15 protein-coding genes are annotated in these 14,338 nt (G+C 64.9%); 4 read left to right on the forward strand and 11 right to left on the reverse strand.

All coding sequences use genetic code 11. The annotated features are described in order from the left end of the window. Positions 1–53: 53 nt before the first annotated feature. A complete protein-coding gene (locus E0H75_RS40640) occupies positions 54–794 on the reverse strand; it encodes an endonuclease/exonuclease/phosphatase family protein (RefSeq protein WP_131519057.1) in 741 nt (246 codons plus the stop codon). Positions 795–989: 195 nt separating this feature from the next. Between E0H75_RS40640 and E0H75_RS40645 the strand changes: the two genes are divergently transcribed. Together E0H75_RS40645 and E0H75_RS40650 are read left to right on the forward strand one after the other, a co-directional pair. Beyond that, on the forward strand, positions 990–1,211 hold the full coding sequence (locus tag E0H75_RS40645) for a DUF7218 family protein (protein ID WP_131519058.1): 222 nt from the start codon (positions 990–992) through the stop codon (positions 1,209–1,211). A gap of 111 nt (positions 1,212–1,322) precedes the next feature. Further along, positions 1,323–1,901 carry a hemerythrin domain-containing protein gene (locus E0H75_RS40650; RefSeq protein ID WP_131519059.1) on the forward strand — a complete coding sequence of 193 codons (579 nt, stop codon included), beginning with the start codon at positions 1,323–1,325 and terminating at the stop codon, positions 1,899–1,901. Between the two features lie 36 nt (positions 1,902–1,937). On the opposite strand, the gene E0H75_RS40655 is transcribed toward E0H75_RS40650, so the two are convergent. The 4 genes from E0H75_RS40655 to msrB all read right to left on the reverse strand — a co-directional run bounded on the left by E0H75_RS40655 (position 1,938) and on the right by msrB (position 4,086). After that, a complete protein-coding gene (locus E0H75_RS40655) occupies positions 1,938–2,129 on the reverse strand; it encodes a hypothetical protein (RefSeq protein WP_131519060.1) in 192 nt (63 codons plus the stop codon). Positions 2,130–2,248: 119 nt separating this feature from the next. Beyond that, positions 2,249–2,560, reverse strand: coding sequence for a transposase (locus E0H75_RS40660; RefSeq protein WP_475009196.1), 312 nt, complete (start codon positions 2,558–2,560; stop codon positions 2,249–2,251). 507 nt (positions 2,561–3,067) lie between these two features. Next, positions 3,068–3,619, reverse strand: coding sequence for a peptide-methionine (S)-S-oxide reductase MsrA (msrA, locus tag E0H75_RS40665; RefSeq protein ID WP_131519061.1), 552 nt, complete (start codon positions 3,617–3,619; stop codon positions 3,068–3,070). Beyond that, positions 3,616–4,086, reverse strand: coding sequence for a peptide-methionine (R)-S-oxide reductase MsrB (gene msrB / locus E0H75_RS40670; RefSeq protein WP_131519062.1), 471 nt, complete (start codon positions 4,084–4,086; stop codon positions 3,616–3,618). The genes msrA and msrB overlap by 4 nt, the downstream gene beginning before the upstream one ends. A gap of 913 nt (positions 4,087–4,999) precedes the next feature. On the opposite strand from msrB, the gene E0H75_RS44455 reads away from it, so the two are divergent. Then, positions 5,000–5,227: a hypothetical protein gene (locus E0H75_RS44455; protein WP_238163560.1), complete on the forward strand. Its 228-nt coding sequence runs from the start codon at positions 5,000–5,002 to the stop codon at positions 5,225–5,227. A 79-nt stretch (positions 5,228–5,306) separates the two neighbouring features. Here the strand turns inward: E0H75_RS44455 and E0H75_RS40680 are convergent, their stop codons facing one another. Further along, positions 5,307–6,077 carry an SDR family NAD(P)-dependent oxidoreductase gene (locus E0H75_RS40680; protein WP_131519063.1) on the reverse strand — a complete coding sequence of 257 codons (771 nt, stop codon included), beginning with the start codon at positions 6,075–6,077 and terminating at the stop codon, positions 5,307–5,309. 406 nt (positions 6,078–6,483) lie between these two features. Here E0H75_RS40680 and E0H75_RS40685 point away from each other — a divergent pair, with 406 nt between their 5' ends. Beyond that, positions 6,484–6,978: a carboxymuconolactone decarboxylase family protein gene (locus E0H75_RS40685; RefSeq protein WP_202873428.1), complete on the forward strand. Its 495-nt coding sequence runs from the start codon at positions 6,484–6,486 to the stop codon at positions 6,976–6,978. A gap of 259 nt (positions 6,979–7,237) precedes the next feature. Here the strand turns inward: E0H75_RS40685 and E0H75_RS40690 are convergent, their stop codons facing one another. From E0H75_RS40690 to E0H75_RS40710, 5 genes are all read right to left on the reverse strand, one after another. Then, on the reverse strand, positions 7,238–9,130 hold the full coding sequence (locus E0H75_RS40690; RefSeq protein ID WP_131519064.1) for a beta-L-arabinofuranosidase domain-containing protein: 1,893 nt from the start codon (positions 9,128–9,130) through the stop codon (positions 7,238–7,240). A gap of 1 nt (position 9,131) precedes the next feature. Beyond that, entirely contained in the window at positions 9,132–10,565 is a 1,434-nt protein-coding gene (locus tag E0H75_RS40695) for an alpha-L-fucosidase (protein WP_131519065.1), read from the reverse strand. A 70-nt stretch (positions 10,566–10,635) separates the two neighbouring features. Next, entirely contained in the window at positions 10,636–12,330 is a 1,695-nt protein-coding gene (locus E0H75_RS40700) for a type 2 periplasmic-binding domain-containing protein (RefSeq protein ID WP_131519066.1), read from the reverse strand. A 55-nt stretch (positions 12,331–12,385) separates the two neighbouring features. After that, a complete protein-coding gene (locus E0H75_RS40705) occupies positions 12,386–13,336 on the reverse strand; it encodes a carbohydrate ABC transporter permease (RefSeq protein ID WP_131519067.1) in 951 nt (316 codons plus the stop codon). Then, positions 13,333–14,325 (reverse strand): ABC transporter permease, encoded by a 993-nt coding sequence (locus E0H75_RS40710; RefSeq protein ID WP_131519068.1) that lies wholly within the window; start codon positions 14,323–14,325, stop codon positions 13,333–13,335. Before E0H75_RS40710 ends, E0H75_RS40705 begins: the two co-directional genes overlap by 4 nt. Positions 14,326–14,338: the final 13 nt, after the last annotated feature.

A 14,338-nucleotide genomic window follows, 5' to 3' on the forward strand; every position in this document is an offset into this window, starting at 1 on the left:
GAAAGACTACTGGGTCCCTACGAGGAGGCCGCATCACTCGTCGCGAGTGAGATTCAGGCGACTAGTACGTCGGCAACGACAGCGTAATGGTCGGACGGCGGCAGACCTCGGTCCTCGTCGAAACCGAGCACGTGTGACTCGCGCGGCACCAAACCTCCCCTGGTGAGGATGTAGTCGATCCGGTTGTCCTCGAGCCACTCGCCGCGGCCCAGATAGCGGTTGTGCGAGCTATACGTGACGCCAACCCCATCCTCTCCCGGCCGCCAGCAGTCCTCCAGCACATCCAGGAGAGGCTCGAGCTCGGGATGGCCGGGCGGTGAGTTCAGATCGCCCGCGAACACGACTCGGTCGCCGGAACCGGAGAGCTCGGACACCAGCGTCGCCAGTGCCTGGGCCTGGGCCAGCCGTTCGCGTTGGCGGTCTTCCTCCCAGTCCAGGCAGCTGGTGATGAAATGGAGACTGCGCCTACCGAGGCGGATCTCACCGCGCAACGCAACGGTGTCGCCCGACAGCTTGTGCCGCTCGACGGCCCGGAACGGAAACCGACTCAGAATGCCGAGGCCGAGACGTACGCCGGGATGCGCGTCCCGCGGCATCCGCGAGGGGGCAAAGGCCGATGCCATCCCCAGCTCGGCTCCGAGAACCGTCGCCTGCGTCAACCCGTCAACCCGCCAAGTCTCCTGCAAGGCAACGAACTCCGGTCGCTGCGCACGCACCGTAGCGGCGATCGCCCGCTGCCGCCGCAACCATCGGTCTCCGAACCGACCCCAGACGTTCCATGTCATGAACCGCATGCCGGCCCAGTACCCGGACCTCCCCGCGACACTCGGACACCCTTCGGCGATGCCGAGTTTCTCGGATGGTCAGGATCACGTCACCGGTCTGACTGTGTACGACGCCAGTCGCCCGGCTGGTCTGCCGAAGCACGGTGAGAGTCTCCACGGTGGGTACCGGCAGCACGATGGACCACACACCTCGTGGAGGTACTGATGCCCGGAAAGTCATCGAACGTGAAGAACGAGAAGCAGTACGAAGCCCTGAAGGACAAGGGGATGTCGAAACAGCGCGCGGCGAAGATCGCCAACTCCCCGAAGTCGAGCGAGCACGGCGGTAAACAGGGCGGCAAGGGCGGCAACAGCAGCCAAGGCGGCAGCACCGCCCAGAAGAAGAAGGCCGGCCGCAAGGGCGGCAAGGCAGCAGCGAAGAGCTGATCACCGAACACCGGCTACGCGCTCGTCTCTGCACGGCACAGCCTCAGGAGCTTCCACGGTCAAGGGGCGGGTACCGGCGCGGCATCATCCCTGCGAACGAAGGAGAAGCTGATGGCTTCCACCGGCGGCAGCGCCGACCAGGACGTGATCGACGTTTTGACGGAGGACCACAGGGAGGTCCGGGAACTCGCGAACCAGATCAGCGCATCCAGCGACGCCGACGAACGGCGGGACCTGACCGATCAGCTCATCGCGGAACTGGTCAGGCACTCGGTCGCCGAGGAGATGTATGTCTACCCCGCGCTGCGCGACCACCTCCCCGACGGCGACCAGGCCGTCGAACACGACACCGAGGAGCACCGGGAACTCGAGGCGCTCATGAAGCAGCTCGAGAGCGCGGACGCGGGAACCACCGAGTTCGAGGGCGCGCTCCGGCAACTGCAACAGGTACTCGTCGACCACGTTCAAGACGAGGAGACCGAGCAGTTCCCGCAGCTGCGAGCCCACCTCCCCGCCGCCACCCTGGTCGAACTGAAGGAGAAGGTCGAGCACGCGAAGAGGCTGGCCCCCACCAGACCGCATCCCGCCGCACCGAACGCCGAACTCTTCCACAAACTCGTCGGCCCGGGCGTAGGACTGGTCGACCGCCTCCGCGACAAACTCACCGACCGCTCGACAGAGAGGTCTTGAGCACCAAGCCTGGACGGCCCGGTGTCGCCTGGCAGATCACGGCTGCGACGCCGGTTCGCGAGGAGCTGGGGAGTCGGACTGACGCTCCTCGGCGTCCTTCTCCGCGCTCGTGCCGGACAACTCCGAACGTGAAGACTTGAGGCGGACCGGGCCGCCGCCCAGTCGGCGGTACTTCCACTGCTGCTCGTCATAGTCGTAATACGTGTCTACGCCACCAACGGTGATCATGGCCACCCTCCGTGAGCGCCAATCTCGAAACGCCGCCGCTGCTGGACGGCCGAGTACAGGTACCCGAATTACAGCAAATACCACTCACGCGGGCAGATCGCTCGACGTCCCCCGATGATTCAGTCGCGTGGTACCTGGCGTCGCGTAAAGGATGTTCTTTGACCTGGGGTGGCGTGGTCGAGGATGTCGTCGGCGGTTTTGGTCCAGGTGAAGGGTTGGCAGCGATCGTTCCAGCCGTCGATGAACCGGCGGATCGCGGTGGTGAGTTCTTTGACGCTGTTGAAGCTGCCGCGGCGGATCGCTTGGCGGGTGATGATCCCGAAGAAGATCTCGACCAGGTTCAGCCAGGAGCCGGACGTCGGCGTGAAGTGCAGCGTGATCCGCGGGTTCTTGGCCCGAATCCCCTGCAATACATCACCATCGTGACCCAAGGCCGTCCATCCTCGACTTTACCTTCGACTCCTTGGTGGCCACTGACGGACACGTGCTTACTGTGCGAAGAGCGCGACGCCCTGACTGCGCCCGACCCGGACCGGATCCGGGACAGCTGCTCGAAGTTGTGCCGCGGCGTGTGCTGCACCAGGAACGTCGTGTGGAACCCGATGAACAGCAACCAGAAGTAGTAGCCGACGCCGACGAGATCCACGAACTGTCCGAGGACACGGAGGCCTACCGGGAGAGGTCACCAGCGACACCCCACGCAGTCGGTGACCAGCGTCCGCCGGCGAAAGTGCGCACAGCGCATCTCTGCCACTGTCAACCAGCAGTTGTTCCAGGCATCTGCTCCACAAGCTCCGATGTCTTCTGAAGGAACTCATCGCGATCGAGATGGCATTGGCACAAGTTGCTGGGAGCCTCGCCGACGAAGATCCGGGAGCACAGCAGTGAGGGGCGTGTCCATCGCCTCAGCGATGAACACGCCCTCCGGGGTTATGGACTCAGGCGGTAATAGTGCGCCGCGGCAGCACCCAGTTCGGGCGCACGAAGTGGCAGGTGTAGCCGGCCGGGTACGTGATCAGGTAGTCCTGGTGCTCGGGCTCGGCCTCCCAGAACGGTCCTGCGGGCTCGACCGTGGTCACGGCCTTGCCCGGCCACAGACCTGACGCGTCGACGTCGGCGATCGTGTCGCGAGCGACAGCGTCCTGTTCGGGAGTCAGCGGAAAGATCGCCGAGCGATAGCTCGTACCGACGTCGTTGCCCTGACGGTTCAGCGTCGACGGGTCGTGGATCTGGAAGAAGAACGCCAGGATGTCACGGTAGGTCGTCTGCGCCGGATCGAAGACGATCTCGACCGCTTCCGCGTGCCCAGGGTGATTGCGGTACGTCGCGTGGTCGTTCTGCCCGCCGGTGTATCCAACACGCGTGTCGAGCACGCCGGGCTCACGGCGAATGAGATCCTCCATACCCCAGAAACACCCGCCGGCGAGAACCGCGGTCTCAGTGCCCGGCTTGCGGGTGATCTCGCCGGTGTCGTGAATTCCACTGGTCATGATGCGTGCTCCTCCGTATTGGTGGCCTCGAACAGTGACCGATACTCGCCGTAGCCCTGTGCCTCGAGCTCCGCGACCGGGACGAAGCGCAGCGCGGCGGAGTTCATGCAGTACCGCTGACCGCCGGCGTCGACCGGACCGTCACCGAAAACGTGGCCGAGGTGGCTGCCTGCCCCGGTGGACAGCGCCTCCGTGCGGATCATCCCGTACGACCTGTCCGACTCCGTACGGACGGCGTCCGCCGCGATCGGCCGGGTGAAACTCGGCCAGCCGGTGCCGCTGTCGTACTTGTCGGTCGACGAGAACAGGGGCTGTCCGGAGACCACATCCACGTAGATCCCGGCCTCATGGTTGTCCCAGTGCTCGTTACGGAACGCGGGCTCCGTCCCGCCCTCCTGAGTGACGTGGAACTGGTTGTCGGTGAGGCGGCTGAGCGCCTCCGAAGTCTTCCGGTAGTCGTGAGACACGATTTCTCCTTCTCTGACGTCGCTGGCTGCGCCGTCACCATGCACAACACCACGGGCAGTTGAATTGGTCCCGAGTTCCGCAGAACCCGCTGTGACTGCGATCTCAGTCCGGAGGAGTGCATCTTCCTGCACAGCGGCCAGTAGTCCGTCCACATCCTCCGCGCATGCTCCACAGGCAGCGAGGTGTGCGGCCACTCCCGGCTTCTGCTCCGCGGCGGTCGATCTGTGATCAGTAGCGGTGGCGGCTCATTCTGATAACCATTAGTGGTCGTCCGCGGCGGGACCTTACGCCCTGCACCGAAGTCGACCTGTGTGGAAAGAGCCCGAGTGTGGAGCCGCCAACGCATGTGAGCCGAAAGGCTGTGTAGGCGGGAACTGGATAGAGGGAGGTGCCGTATGAGGGCAATCGTGGTGGCGGACGAGACTGCGGGGAATCCTCCGCGTCCGCCACGCTGGCCGCGACAGCAGCACGGTTCGTGACACTCGCCCGCAGAGAGTGAGGAGAACGATCAAGCCGACACGAACTGGGAGCGATCGACAACGGTCGGGTACGGAAATCGTCGGCAAGGGACCTGACAATGAGTTCCTCGTGCCACGGATACTCGTCACCGAGCAGCGCCACGACGGGGGCTGTACACAGACAGAGGCGACGGACGAAGGCGATTGTGGTAACGGATCAGACCGCCGGAACCAGTGCGATGACGCTGGCGGAGCAGCCCGAGCCGGAGCCCGCGGTCAACGAGGTCTTGGTCGAGGTTCATGCCTCAGGATTTACCTCCGGTGAACTCACGTGGCCCTCGACCTGGACCGACCGCCTCGGCCGCGACCGAACACCGTCGATTCCGGGACAGGAGTTGGCGGAGTGGTGACCGCTCTTGGCTACGGCACAACTGGGTTGTCAGCGGGACAACGGGTGTTCGGCCTCACGGACTCGTACCGTGCCGGCGGGCTGGCGGAGTCCGTGGCGATCGACTTCGTCGTTCTGCCCGACCGCGCCCAGTTGGGCGAGATCGTCCAGCGGGTACGCGGCGGTCGGCTACAGACGAACATCGGCCAGGTCGTGACACTGGACGACGCCGTCGCCGCCTTCAATCGGACCGAGCGAATCAGTGGACAGACGATCGTTCAGATTCGCAGCTGAGTCGCATCCGGCAAGCTCTCCCAAGGCTCCGGACGGGGACCCACGCGTACGGCGCGGGTCCCGTCGTTCCGTCTCGGGATCAGTTGCGGCCGGCCATGACGCCGCCGTCGACGTTGAGGATTGCACCCGTGGTCCAGCTCGAGGCCGGCGAAAGGAGGAACATGATCGCCGCAGCCAGGTCCTGCGGAGTACCGACTCGGCCGAGCGGGTGCAGGCCAGCCATCTGCTGAAGCGTGGCTGCGCGCTGGTCGGCCGGAAGCCAGTCGAAATGGGGCGTCTCGGTGACGGCGGGGGCTACTGCGTTCACACGGATACCGTTGCCGGCCAGTTCGATAGCCAAGTTGTGGGTGAGTGCGTGGAGGCCCGCTTTGGCCATCGAGAAGGCCGATGACGGCGTCGCGGCGAGGGCCTGGTGCGCCCACATCGCGCCGACATTCACGATCGCGCCGCCCTGGCCGCCGTCGATCATGCCTCGGACGACGGTCTGGGTGAGGAAGTACGTGGACCGGTTGAGGTCGTGGTACGAGTCGTAGTCCGCGACGTCGTGGTCGAGGAACGTCTTGAGCCGGACCAGGCCCGCTGAGTTGACGAGGAGCGTGGCATCGGCGTGGTTCTCCGCCAGTTGTTTCTGGGCCTCGACCACTTGGTCCCAGTCGGTCAGGTCGGCTGCGACGGCCCACGCGGTGCCTGAGCTGGACAAGCCTGCCACGGCCTTGTCGAGTTTCTGCCCGGGACGGCCGACGATCACTGCGGAGCCGCCCGCCGCCATCACATTCTCCGCGGTCTTGAGACCGATACCGCTGGTACCGCCGACGACTACGATCTTGCGGCCTTCGAAGCTCTCACTCATGACTGTTGGCCTTTCCATCGGATCGCGAATATGTGGTGGCAGACCCAGTTCTCGGACATCGAACCTAGTCCGACAGAAGTGGTCGGTCAAGTCCTCTTTGCACATCACGCCGAAGCTCGGCCTGGAAGAGTTCGCACATCGACGCAAGTCGCTCAAGAGCGGCTCTTGACCTCGTCTCGACGCAGGATGGGTGCCGCACTATCATCGCAAAGGCCCTTATGGAACCGGACATCGCCACCCAGTCGGGCTCGATCACACAGCTGGTCGGCAGAATCTGTGCAGGCCGAGTCGTCGTCCTTGAGTACGGATCGATCTACGCCAGCCGAGACCAATCCGATTGGGACTATATAGTCCATTTTGAGCGATGTTTACCTGCGCTCGAACATCGCCAACGCCGACTGGAGCAATGATGACCGAGGTAACCTTCACGAACCGCCGGGCCGACAGTTCGGCCAATGAGGACCTCACCAAGCTCGCGCGCCACGGCGCCGATGCCTTCGGCTACAAGGCCCACCTGCGCATCGACCGACAGTTGGCCCAGCTACTGCGGTTGCGCGTAGCGCAGATCAACAACTGTGCCTACTGCCTGAACCTCCACTACGAGGCAGCACGTGACGCCGGCGTCCCCCGACCAGTCGTCGATACTCTGACCGCCTGGTGGGAGACCGGCTTCCACAGCGACGCGGACCGCGCGGCGCTTGCCTATACGGAGGCCATCACGCGCGTCGCGGATGCAACCGTCGCCGACGACTTCGGTGCCCGGCACGACGCTCTCGCCGAACACTTCTCGCAGGAGGAAGTCCTCGAGATCATCGGGATCGTCATCAACATGAACGTCTGGACCCGGCTCAAGCTGGCCGAGGGCGCCGTCCCCGGTCTCACCGAGCAGGCACCTTCGTGAGCCGGTACGACCGGGATGATCCATCGATGCCAACGGGTCCGGGAGCGATCTCGAGCCTGGTGATGAGGCCGTCGCCCGGGGTTTTCAGGCCGCGAGTAGGACCGGTTGACTCATCTCAAACTCGATGGGTGTGAGTCGGCCGAGCCGCCGTTGCCGGCGTCGGCGGCTCGGTCTGGGACGGTCCACGGCGCCTGAAAGCAAACTGGCCAAGCCGGGCCAAGGTCGTTGCCACCAGGGGGTCTTCCAGCGACGGTTCGTCTCAGCCCTCCTCCAGGGCTCGCTGAAAGGCTGACCGCACCGGGAAGTACACGGTGTACCGCTCGTCGCGGATCTCGGCGAGCGGGACGAAGCGCACGCCGCTGGACTGACCGACGGTCCGATAGCTTCCGGGCTGCCACCAGCTGTGGTGTCTCTCCCGGTCAGGTGTGAGGAACGACGCCGGGTCGGCGGGGTCGCCGGACAGCACGGTCTCCTGCTCGGTGAGGCCGGCCAGGACGACCGGACCGTCGAGTACGGCGACCATCTCCGGCCGGTCGGGCAATGGCATGGCGGACAAGCCCGCCGGAACAGTCAGCCGGATGCGTTGGCTGCTCCACGTCCGGGCCAACACGATCCACCCGTTCCGGACCTCGGCCGCAACGGGCTTCCCGTCGATCTCGACCGTCGGCGAGCTCGTTGCCCACAGCGGCACCCGGAGCCGCACGTCGAAACTGGCCGGTCGCTCGCATCGTACGTCGACGACGTGAACGCGGTCGTTCGGCCGGCGGCGCGGCAACGGCCGCGACAAGAGCTCCTGAATTCCGGCGGCAGCATGGGCGGTCTGACGTTGGCCTAGGGCGACACCGGCGTCGGTGTCCGCCCTGATCGCGAGTTCGATGCGGCTGCCGAACAGGTCGGGCCAGGATGTGTCGGACTCCAGATACTGGCAGACGGTGATTCCGCGGTCGTCGACGTACGTCGCTGCCTCGCCGACTGCGCTCTGCGCCTGCAGCAGGGTTCCGTGACAGCACCAGAAGTCCTCGGTCGGCCGCCCCCATTGCTTGCGGCTTCCGGTTGCCAACGGCAAGAAGTACGCCGGCATACCGGTGTCCGGATGTTGCTGCGCCCAGATCCCGTTGACCAGATTCCGCTCCCAGTAGTCTCCGTAGCGGTGATCTCCGGTCCACCGGAACAGCACGGCGGCAAGGCGCATCAGGTTGTAGACGAGGCAATGCTCCTGAACAGCGTGCAGACGCGCGGACTGTTCACCGGCCGGCTGCCACACCTCTCCGCAACTGCTGCCACCGGTGCAGTACGTCCCGCGGGTATGCACCGCAGAGTCCCAGAAGGCTTCGACGACGTCACGCCAGCGTCGCTCCCCCGTGACCTCCCATGCCCTGGCCGCCCCCAGAATCTCCGCGATCTGGGTGTTGGCGTGCTTGTTGGTCAGTACGTCGGCACCGGCGAGGAGAGGCTCGAAGAACCGGCGCCGCTCGTACCGCTCGATCAGAGCGGCAGCGGTCTGATCGCCGGTGAATGCGAAGAGGTCTGCCCAGACCTCCAGCATCCCGCCCGTCTCGCGGTCGAGAATGTCATCGAGCTGCTGGCGCGACAGTCCACTCGTCCAGGTGTGGAACCATCCGGCGAAACCCGACGCGATCTCGAGCGCCTGTTCGTTGCCTGCGATTCGGTACTGGTCAACCAACCCCACCAACGTCTTGTGTACGACGTACTGCGGAGCCCACACCGCACGGCCCGCGGCCAGCCGTTCGAAGTACGCCGGTGGAATCGATCCGGCCCATTGCCCGCCGTTGGCCCGCTGGCAGGTCGCGAGCTCGTCGACGATGGTGGCAGCTCGTGCTGCCACCTCACGGTCCTCCTGACCGACCCGCGCCGCCGCCGAGAGCCAGTGCCCGAGGATGTGGCCCCGCAGATCAGACGTCGGCGACTCCCATCCCCAGTGCCAGGTCTCCGGACCATCGGGCGAGTCACCGCCCACTGTCGTGGCCCAGGAGCCCGAGTAGCTCCACAGACCGGCCTCGGCCAGGTAGGGCCGCAGCAGGTTGTCCGCGCTGAGACCGCGAAGATAGCGGGCGTTCAGCAACCATCGGTCTCTGGCCGGCCCTTCCGTCAGTGTTGTCCGGCCGCCCGAGGCACGAACCGTGCGCAGCATGTCAGGCGCCGACCTCGACGGCGAGGCAGTTCGCGACGTCGACCGGAGCAGTGTCGGGCAGCCGGACGACGAGGATCCCGTGGGCCTGTTCGAAGGGGACGGGACCGTGGCCGAGGAGGCGGACGGTGGTGACTGTCTCGTGGTCGGCGAGGCTGCGGATGACGGCGCGGCGGTCGTCCGGCCAGGCCAGCTGGAATGCGTAGAGAGTGTTGGCGCGGCGGGTGAAGCGGTAGTCGGAGCTCGTCCAGCTGACCCGGTCTTCGGTGAAACCCTTGATAACAACGGTTGACGGGCCCTCGCCGAACACGCGGAACGGTCTCGTGCCGTAGATGCCCTCGCCGCAGACCCGCGTCCAGGCGCCGAGGTCGTCCAGGAGTTGTGAGCACTCGAGGTCAATCGTGCCGTCCGGCAGTTGCGGCACATTCAGCAACAGGTTCCCGTTCTTCGACACGATGTCGACCAGCATCTCGATCACGTGGCCGGCGGTCTTGTAGACATCGCGAACGTTGTAGAACCAGTCGCCGACGGACGTGTCGGTCTGCCAGGGCGAGGGGTGGATGCCGGGCGTCTGACTCCGTTCGATGTCCATCACCCCGACCGAGCTCACCTCGGGCCGGCGATCCTTCTGCTGGTAGACAGCGCGGTTCGTCCCGTGGATCCGCACGCTGGTGTTGTAGAGGTGAGACACCGCCTGCAGACCGGGTGTGTAGTCGACCTCGCCGAACGGCAGCGGTCCATCGGAGTACAGAAGGTCCGGCTGGTAGCGGTCGATCATCTCGGTCACCGCGTCCAGCCAGTGCCTGTGCCACTCGGGATCATCGCTGTACCACGGGTCCTGGACTTCGACGTCCTGGGCCGGCAGGTGCCGGCTGTTGTCGAGATAAAAGTCCTGGTTGGCCGGGTCGGTTCCGTCGTACGGTACGCCGGCGAACGGCCCGTGCTTGTCACTGCCCTTGTTGACCGCCGTCCATCCGAGCGTGGCACCGAGATGCTCGGTGAATCCGAACGGCAGTCCGCGCTGGTCTGCGGCAGCCTTCCACAGACCCACGATGTCCTTGCCCGGCCCCATCTTCACCGAATTCCACTGGTTGACGGCCGAGTCGTAGTTGAAGAAGTTGTCATGGTGCACGGCCTGGGCCACGAAGTACCGGGCACCGGCAGCCACGAATCGATCCATCAGCTCGTCCGGATCGAACCGCTCCGCCTTCCACAGCTGTACGACGTCCTTGTAGCCGAACTGCGACGGGTGCCCGTAGGTCCGCAGGTGGTAGCGGTACTGATCGCTGCCCTCCCGATACATGTGGCGCGCGTACCAGTCGCCGTATCGGGGGACCGACTGTGCTCCCCAGTGCGACCAGATGCCGAGCTTCGCATCCCGGAACCAGTCCGGGCACTCGAACGTGGCCAGGGACTCGAACGTTGCGTCGAACGGCACTCTTTGCTCCTCGTCGCTGCCACGGGGTGAGGGCCGGCCGGATCACTCCCTCCGGCCGGCCCGGGTCGGCCTACTTGTTGGGCACCTTGTCGTACGCCGCCTGCTGGATCTCCAGGTAGCGCTTCAGACCGAGACCGTCCAGCCCCTTGACGTAGCTGTCCCACTCGGTGTCGATGTTCTTCGAGCCGGTGATGAACTGCAGGGAGTTCTGCTGGATGTAGTTCTCGAGGTTGGTCTGCAGGGTCGCGACCTCGTTGGCGAGCGACGGGTCGATCCAGACCCGCCAGAACGGGTAGATCTGAGCCTTGTCCTCGTGGCCGGCGTACAACTTCGTTGCGTCGAACAGCTTGCGTTCGTACCCCGCCTGCGAGGAGGTGTCGGTGTCGATGACCTCGGAGTTGCGGTACTTCGCGGTGTTGTTGTACTGCGCCAGCGGACCCCAGCCGCTGTTCCGCGGTTTCGACCCGGGCTTCAGGGGAATCTGCTTGAAGCTCGGCTTCAGCGACTTGTCGAGCGCCACATCGCCGGGACCGGGCTTGGTCCAGGCCTTGCCCTCCGAGCCGAACTGTCCATTGTTCTGTCCCTCATCGGTGAAGATGTAGTCGAGCATCTTGATCGCCTGGATCTGCTTCTCCGGTGTGGCCTTCGACGTCAGCACGAACGTGGCGCCGGGAATGCTCGGGAAGACGTAGCTGGCGTAGTTCGCGCCACTCGGACCGGTCAGCGGCGGTACCGCGTCGTACTGCTTGTCCCGCCCGTCCGCCGAACCGATGGTGACGAAGATGCCCGAGTGCATGACGGTGCCCGAGCCGAGGATGACCGAGCCGCCGTGGTTGCCCTGCTGCTGCATCGCGTCCGGGTTCTGCGTGAAGGCGCCTTTGTCGATCAGGCCTTCCTTGTAGAGCGAGTTGATGTACCGCAGACCTTCGCGCCAGCCGTCCTTGTTCGCCTGGACGTCGACCTTGCCGTTGTTGAGAACCAGTGTGGTGTTGTTGCCGCCGCTGTTGTTCTGCCCTTGCGGGTCGTAGATGAAGGCGTTCATCAAGTACGGGATGAGGCTGTCGCGGAGGTTCGCGCTGAGCGGGATCTCGTCGGCCTTGCCGTTGCCGTTCGGGTCCTGGGTCTTGAACGCCTGGAGCACCTTCCGCAGGTCCTCGGTGGTCTTCGGCTGCTCGAGGCCCAGCTTCTTCAGCCACGCCGAGTTCATCCACAGCTTGTCCGGGTACGAACAGTGGAAGCAGTCGACCCACTGCGGCATCCCGTAGATCTTGCCGTCCGGCGCGGTCGCCATCGCCTTCCAGTCCGGCGTGGCGTCCAGGGCCTTCTTGATGTTCGGCGCGTACTGGTCGATGAGCTGGTTCAGCGGTACGACGACACCCTGATTGGACAGCTTCAGCAGGTCCGCCGTCGTGAACTGGTCGACCCAGGGAATCAGCAGGTACAGATCGGGATAGTCGCCGCTGGCCAGCGAGATCTGCCGCTTTTCCTTGGCCGGCCCACCGTCGAACGTCGTGGTCTGCCACTTGATGGTGATGTTGAACTTCTGCTGGATCAGCTTCGTGAAGTCGTTCGTGGCCAGGTTCGTCTCGGCCGACTGCGGCGCGAAGACGTTCAGGGTGACCGCGGGATTCCCGGTGATCGTGGGCAACGGCTTGCCCTGCTGGTCGTCCGAGCCACCGCCTCCGGAACAGGCCGCGAGGCCGAGTGCCAGGAGACTGATACCGGCGATCGCGGCACGCCTCCGCCTACTGATTCGTACAGACATGGTTCCCTCACAGGGGTCGAGGTGATACGGGGTGATACCGGGTGGTGCCGGAGGATCAGCCCTTGACGGCGCCGATCAGGATTCCCTTGGTGAAGTAGCGGGCGACGAACGGATAGATCAGCAGAACCGGAACGCTCGCGACCACGATCAGCGAGTACTTGAGCAGGTCGGCGAGCTGCTGACGCTGGATGACGACGGACGCGTCTACGGCCCCGCCGCCGGTCGTGTTGAGGATCAGGATGTTCCGCAGGACCAGCTGGAGCGGGAACAGGTCCGGGTTCTTCAGATAGATCAGCGCGTCGAAGTACGAGTTCCACTGCATGATCGCGTACATCAACGCGACCACCGCGATCATTGGCTTGGCCAACGGGATCACCACCGACCAGAGGAAGCGCAGGTCGCCACACCCGTCCAGCTCCGCGGCCTCGACCAGCTCGTCGGGGATCGCGGTCCGGAAGTAGGTCCGGGCGATGATGACCTGCCAGACCCCGATCGCCTGCGGGATGATCAGCGCCCACCGGGTGTCCAGCAGGCCGGCCGACTGGACCACCAGGTACGTCGGGATGAGGCCGCCGGTGAACAGCATCGTGAACAGGATCAGCGTCATCACGACATTGCGGCCGACGAGCGTACGCCGCGACATCGGGTAGGCGATCGCGATCGTCATCGTGACGCTGACGATCGTCCCGACCACGGTGTAGAACAACGAGTTCAGGTACCCCTGAACGACCTGTGGGTTCTGGAACACCGCGTGGTACCCGCGCAGCGAGAACTCCACCGGCCAGAACAGCACCCGGCCGGACGAGACCGCCGCCGGGCTGCTGAACGAGCTGGCCACGATGTACAGCAGCGGGAGCATGACGACCAGGAGGAAGACCGCCAGCAGCAGATACACACAGAACAGGAAGATCCGGTCCGTGCGCGGCTCGCGGATCCGGCGGGCCCGCGCCGCTCGGCGCTCGTCACGCTTGCTCGGCACCGTTCGCACTTCAACCTGGGCGGTCATGACCACAGTCCGTTCCCGGTGATCCGTTTGGCGATCATGTTGACCATCAGCAGCAGGACCAGGTTGATCACCGAGTTGAACAGCCCGACCGCGGTCGCCAGGCTGAAGTCCGCGTTCAGCAGACCGGTCTTGTAGACGTACGTCGCGATGATCTCGGACTGGCTCAGGTTGAGTGGGTTCTGGAAGAGGAACGCCTTCTCGAAGCCGATCGCCATGATGTTGCCGACGGCAAGAACCAGGATGATCACCGCGGTCGGCATGATGCCCGGCAGGTCCACGTGCCGGATCCGCTGCAACCGGGTGGCACCGTCGATCTTGGCCGACTCGTGCAGCGCCGGATCAATGCCGGACAACGCGGCCAGGTAGATCACCGCGGAGTACCCGGTGGTCTGCCAGACGTCGGACCAGACATAGATGTGCCGGAAGTAGTCCGGGTTACCGAGGAAGTCGACCGCCGGTACGCCGAAGAACCCCAGTCCCTCGTTGACGATCCCGAGCCGTGGCGACAGCACCAGGATCGTCATCGACACGACCACCACGGTGGAGATGAAGTACGGCGCGTACGTCACCAGCTGCACAGTCTGCTTGAACAGGCCGGTGCGGATCTCGTTCAGCGCCAGCGCCAGGATGATCGCGATCGGGAAACTCGCTGCCACGGTGTAGACCGAGAGCACGAAGGTGTTCTTCACCAGGGTCCAGAACACCGGGTTGTGGAAGAACAGCTCGAAGTTCTGCCAGCCGATCCACGGGCTCCCCCAGATGCCCTTGGTCACGTTGAAGTTCTTGAACGCCAGGACGGCGTTCGACATCGGAATGTACTTGAAGACCGCGAACCAGATCAGCGGCACGACCATCAGCAGATACAGCGTCCAGTGCCGTTGAAGGCTGCGCCGCAGCCCCTTGATCCCGGGGCGCTCGCGCCGCCGTCGTCGCTTGGGCCGGTTGGGTAGCTCACCGGCCGGTGGCCGGACGGTTGTCAGCGTTGCCATGAGACCTCCTCGT

Origin of the sequence: Kribbella capetownensis, assembly GCF_004331485.1 — a bacterium.
GTDB classification, from domain to species: domain Bacteria; phylum Actinomycetota; class Actinomycetes; order Propionibacteriales; family Kribbellaceae; genus Kribbella; species Kribbella capetownensis.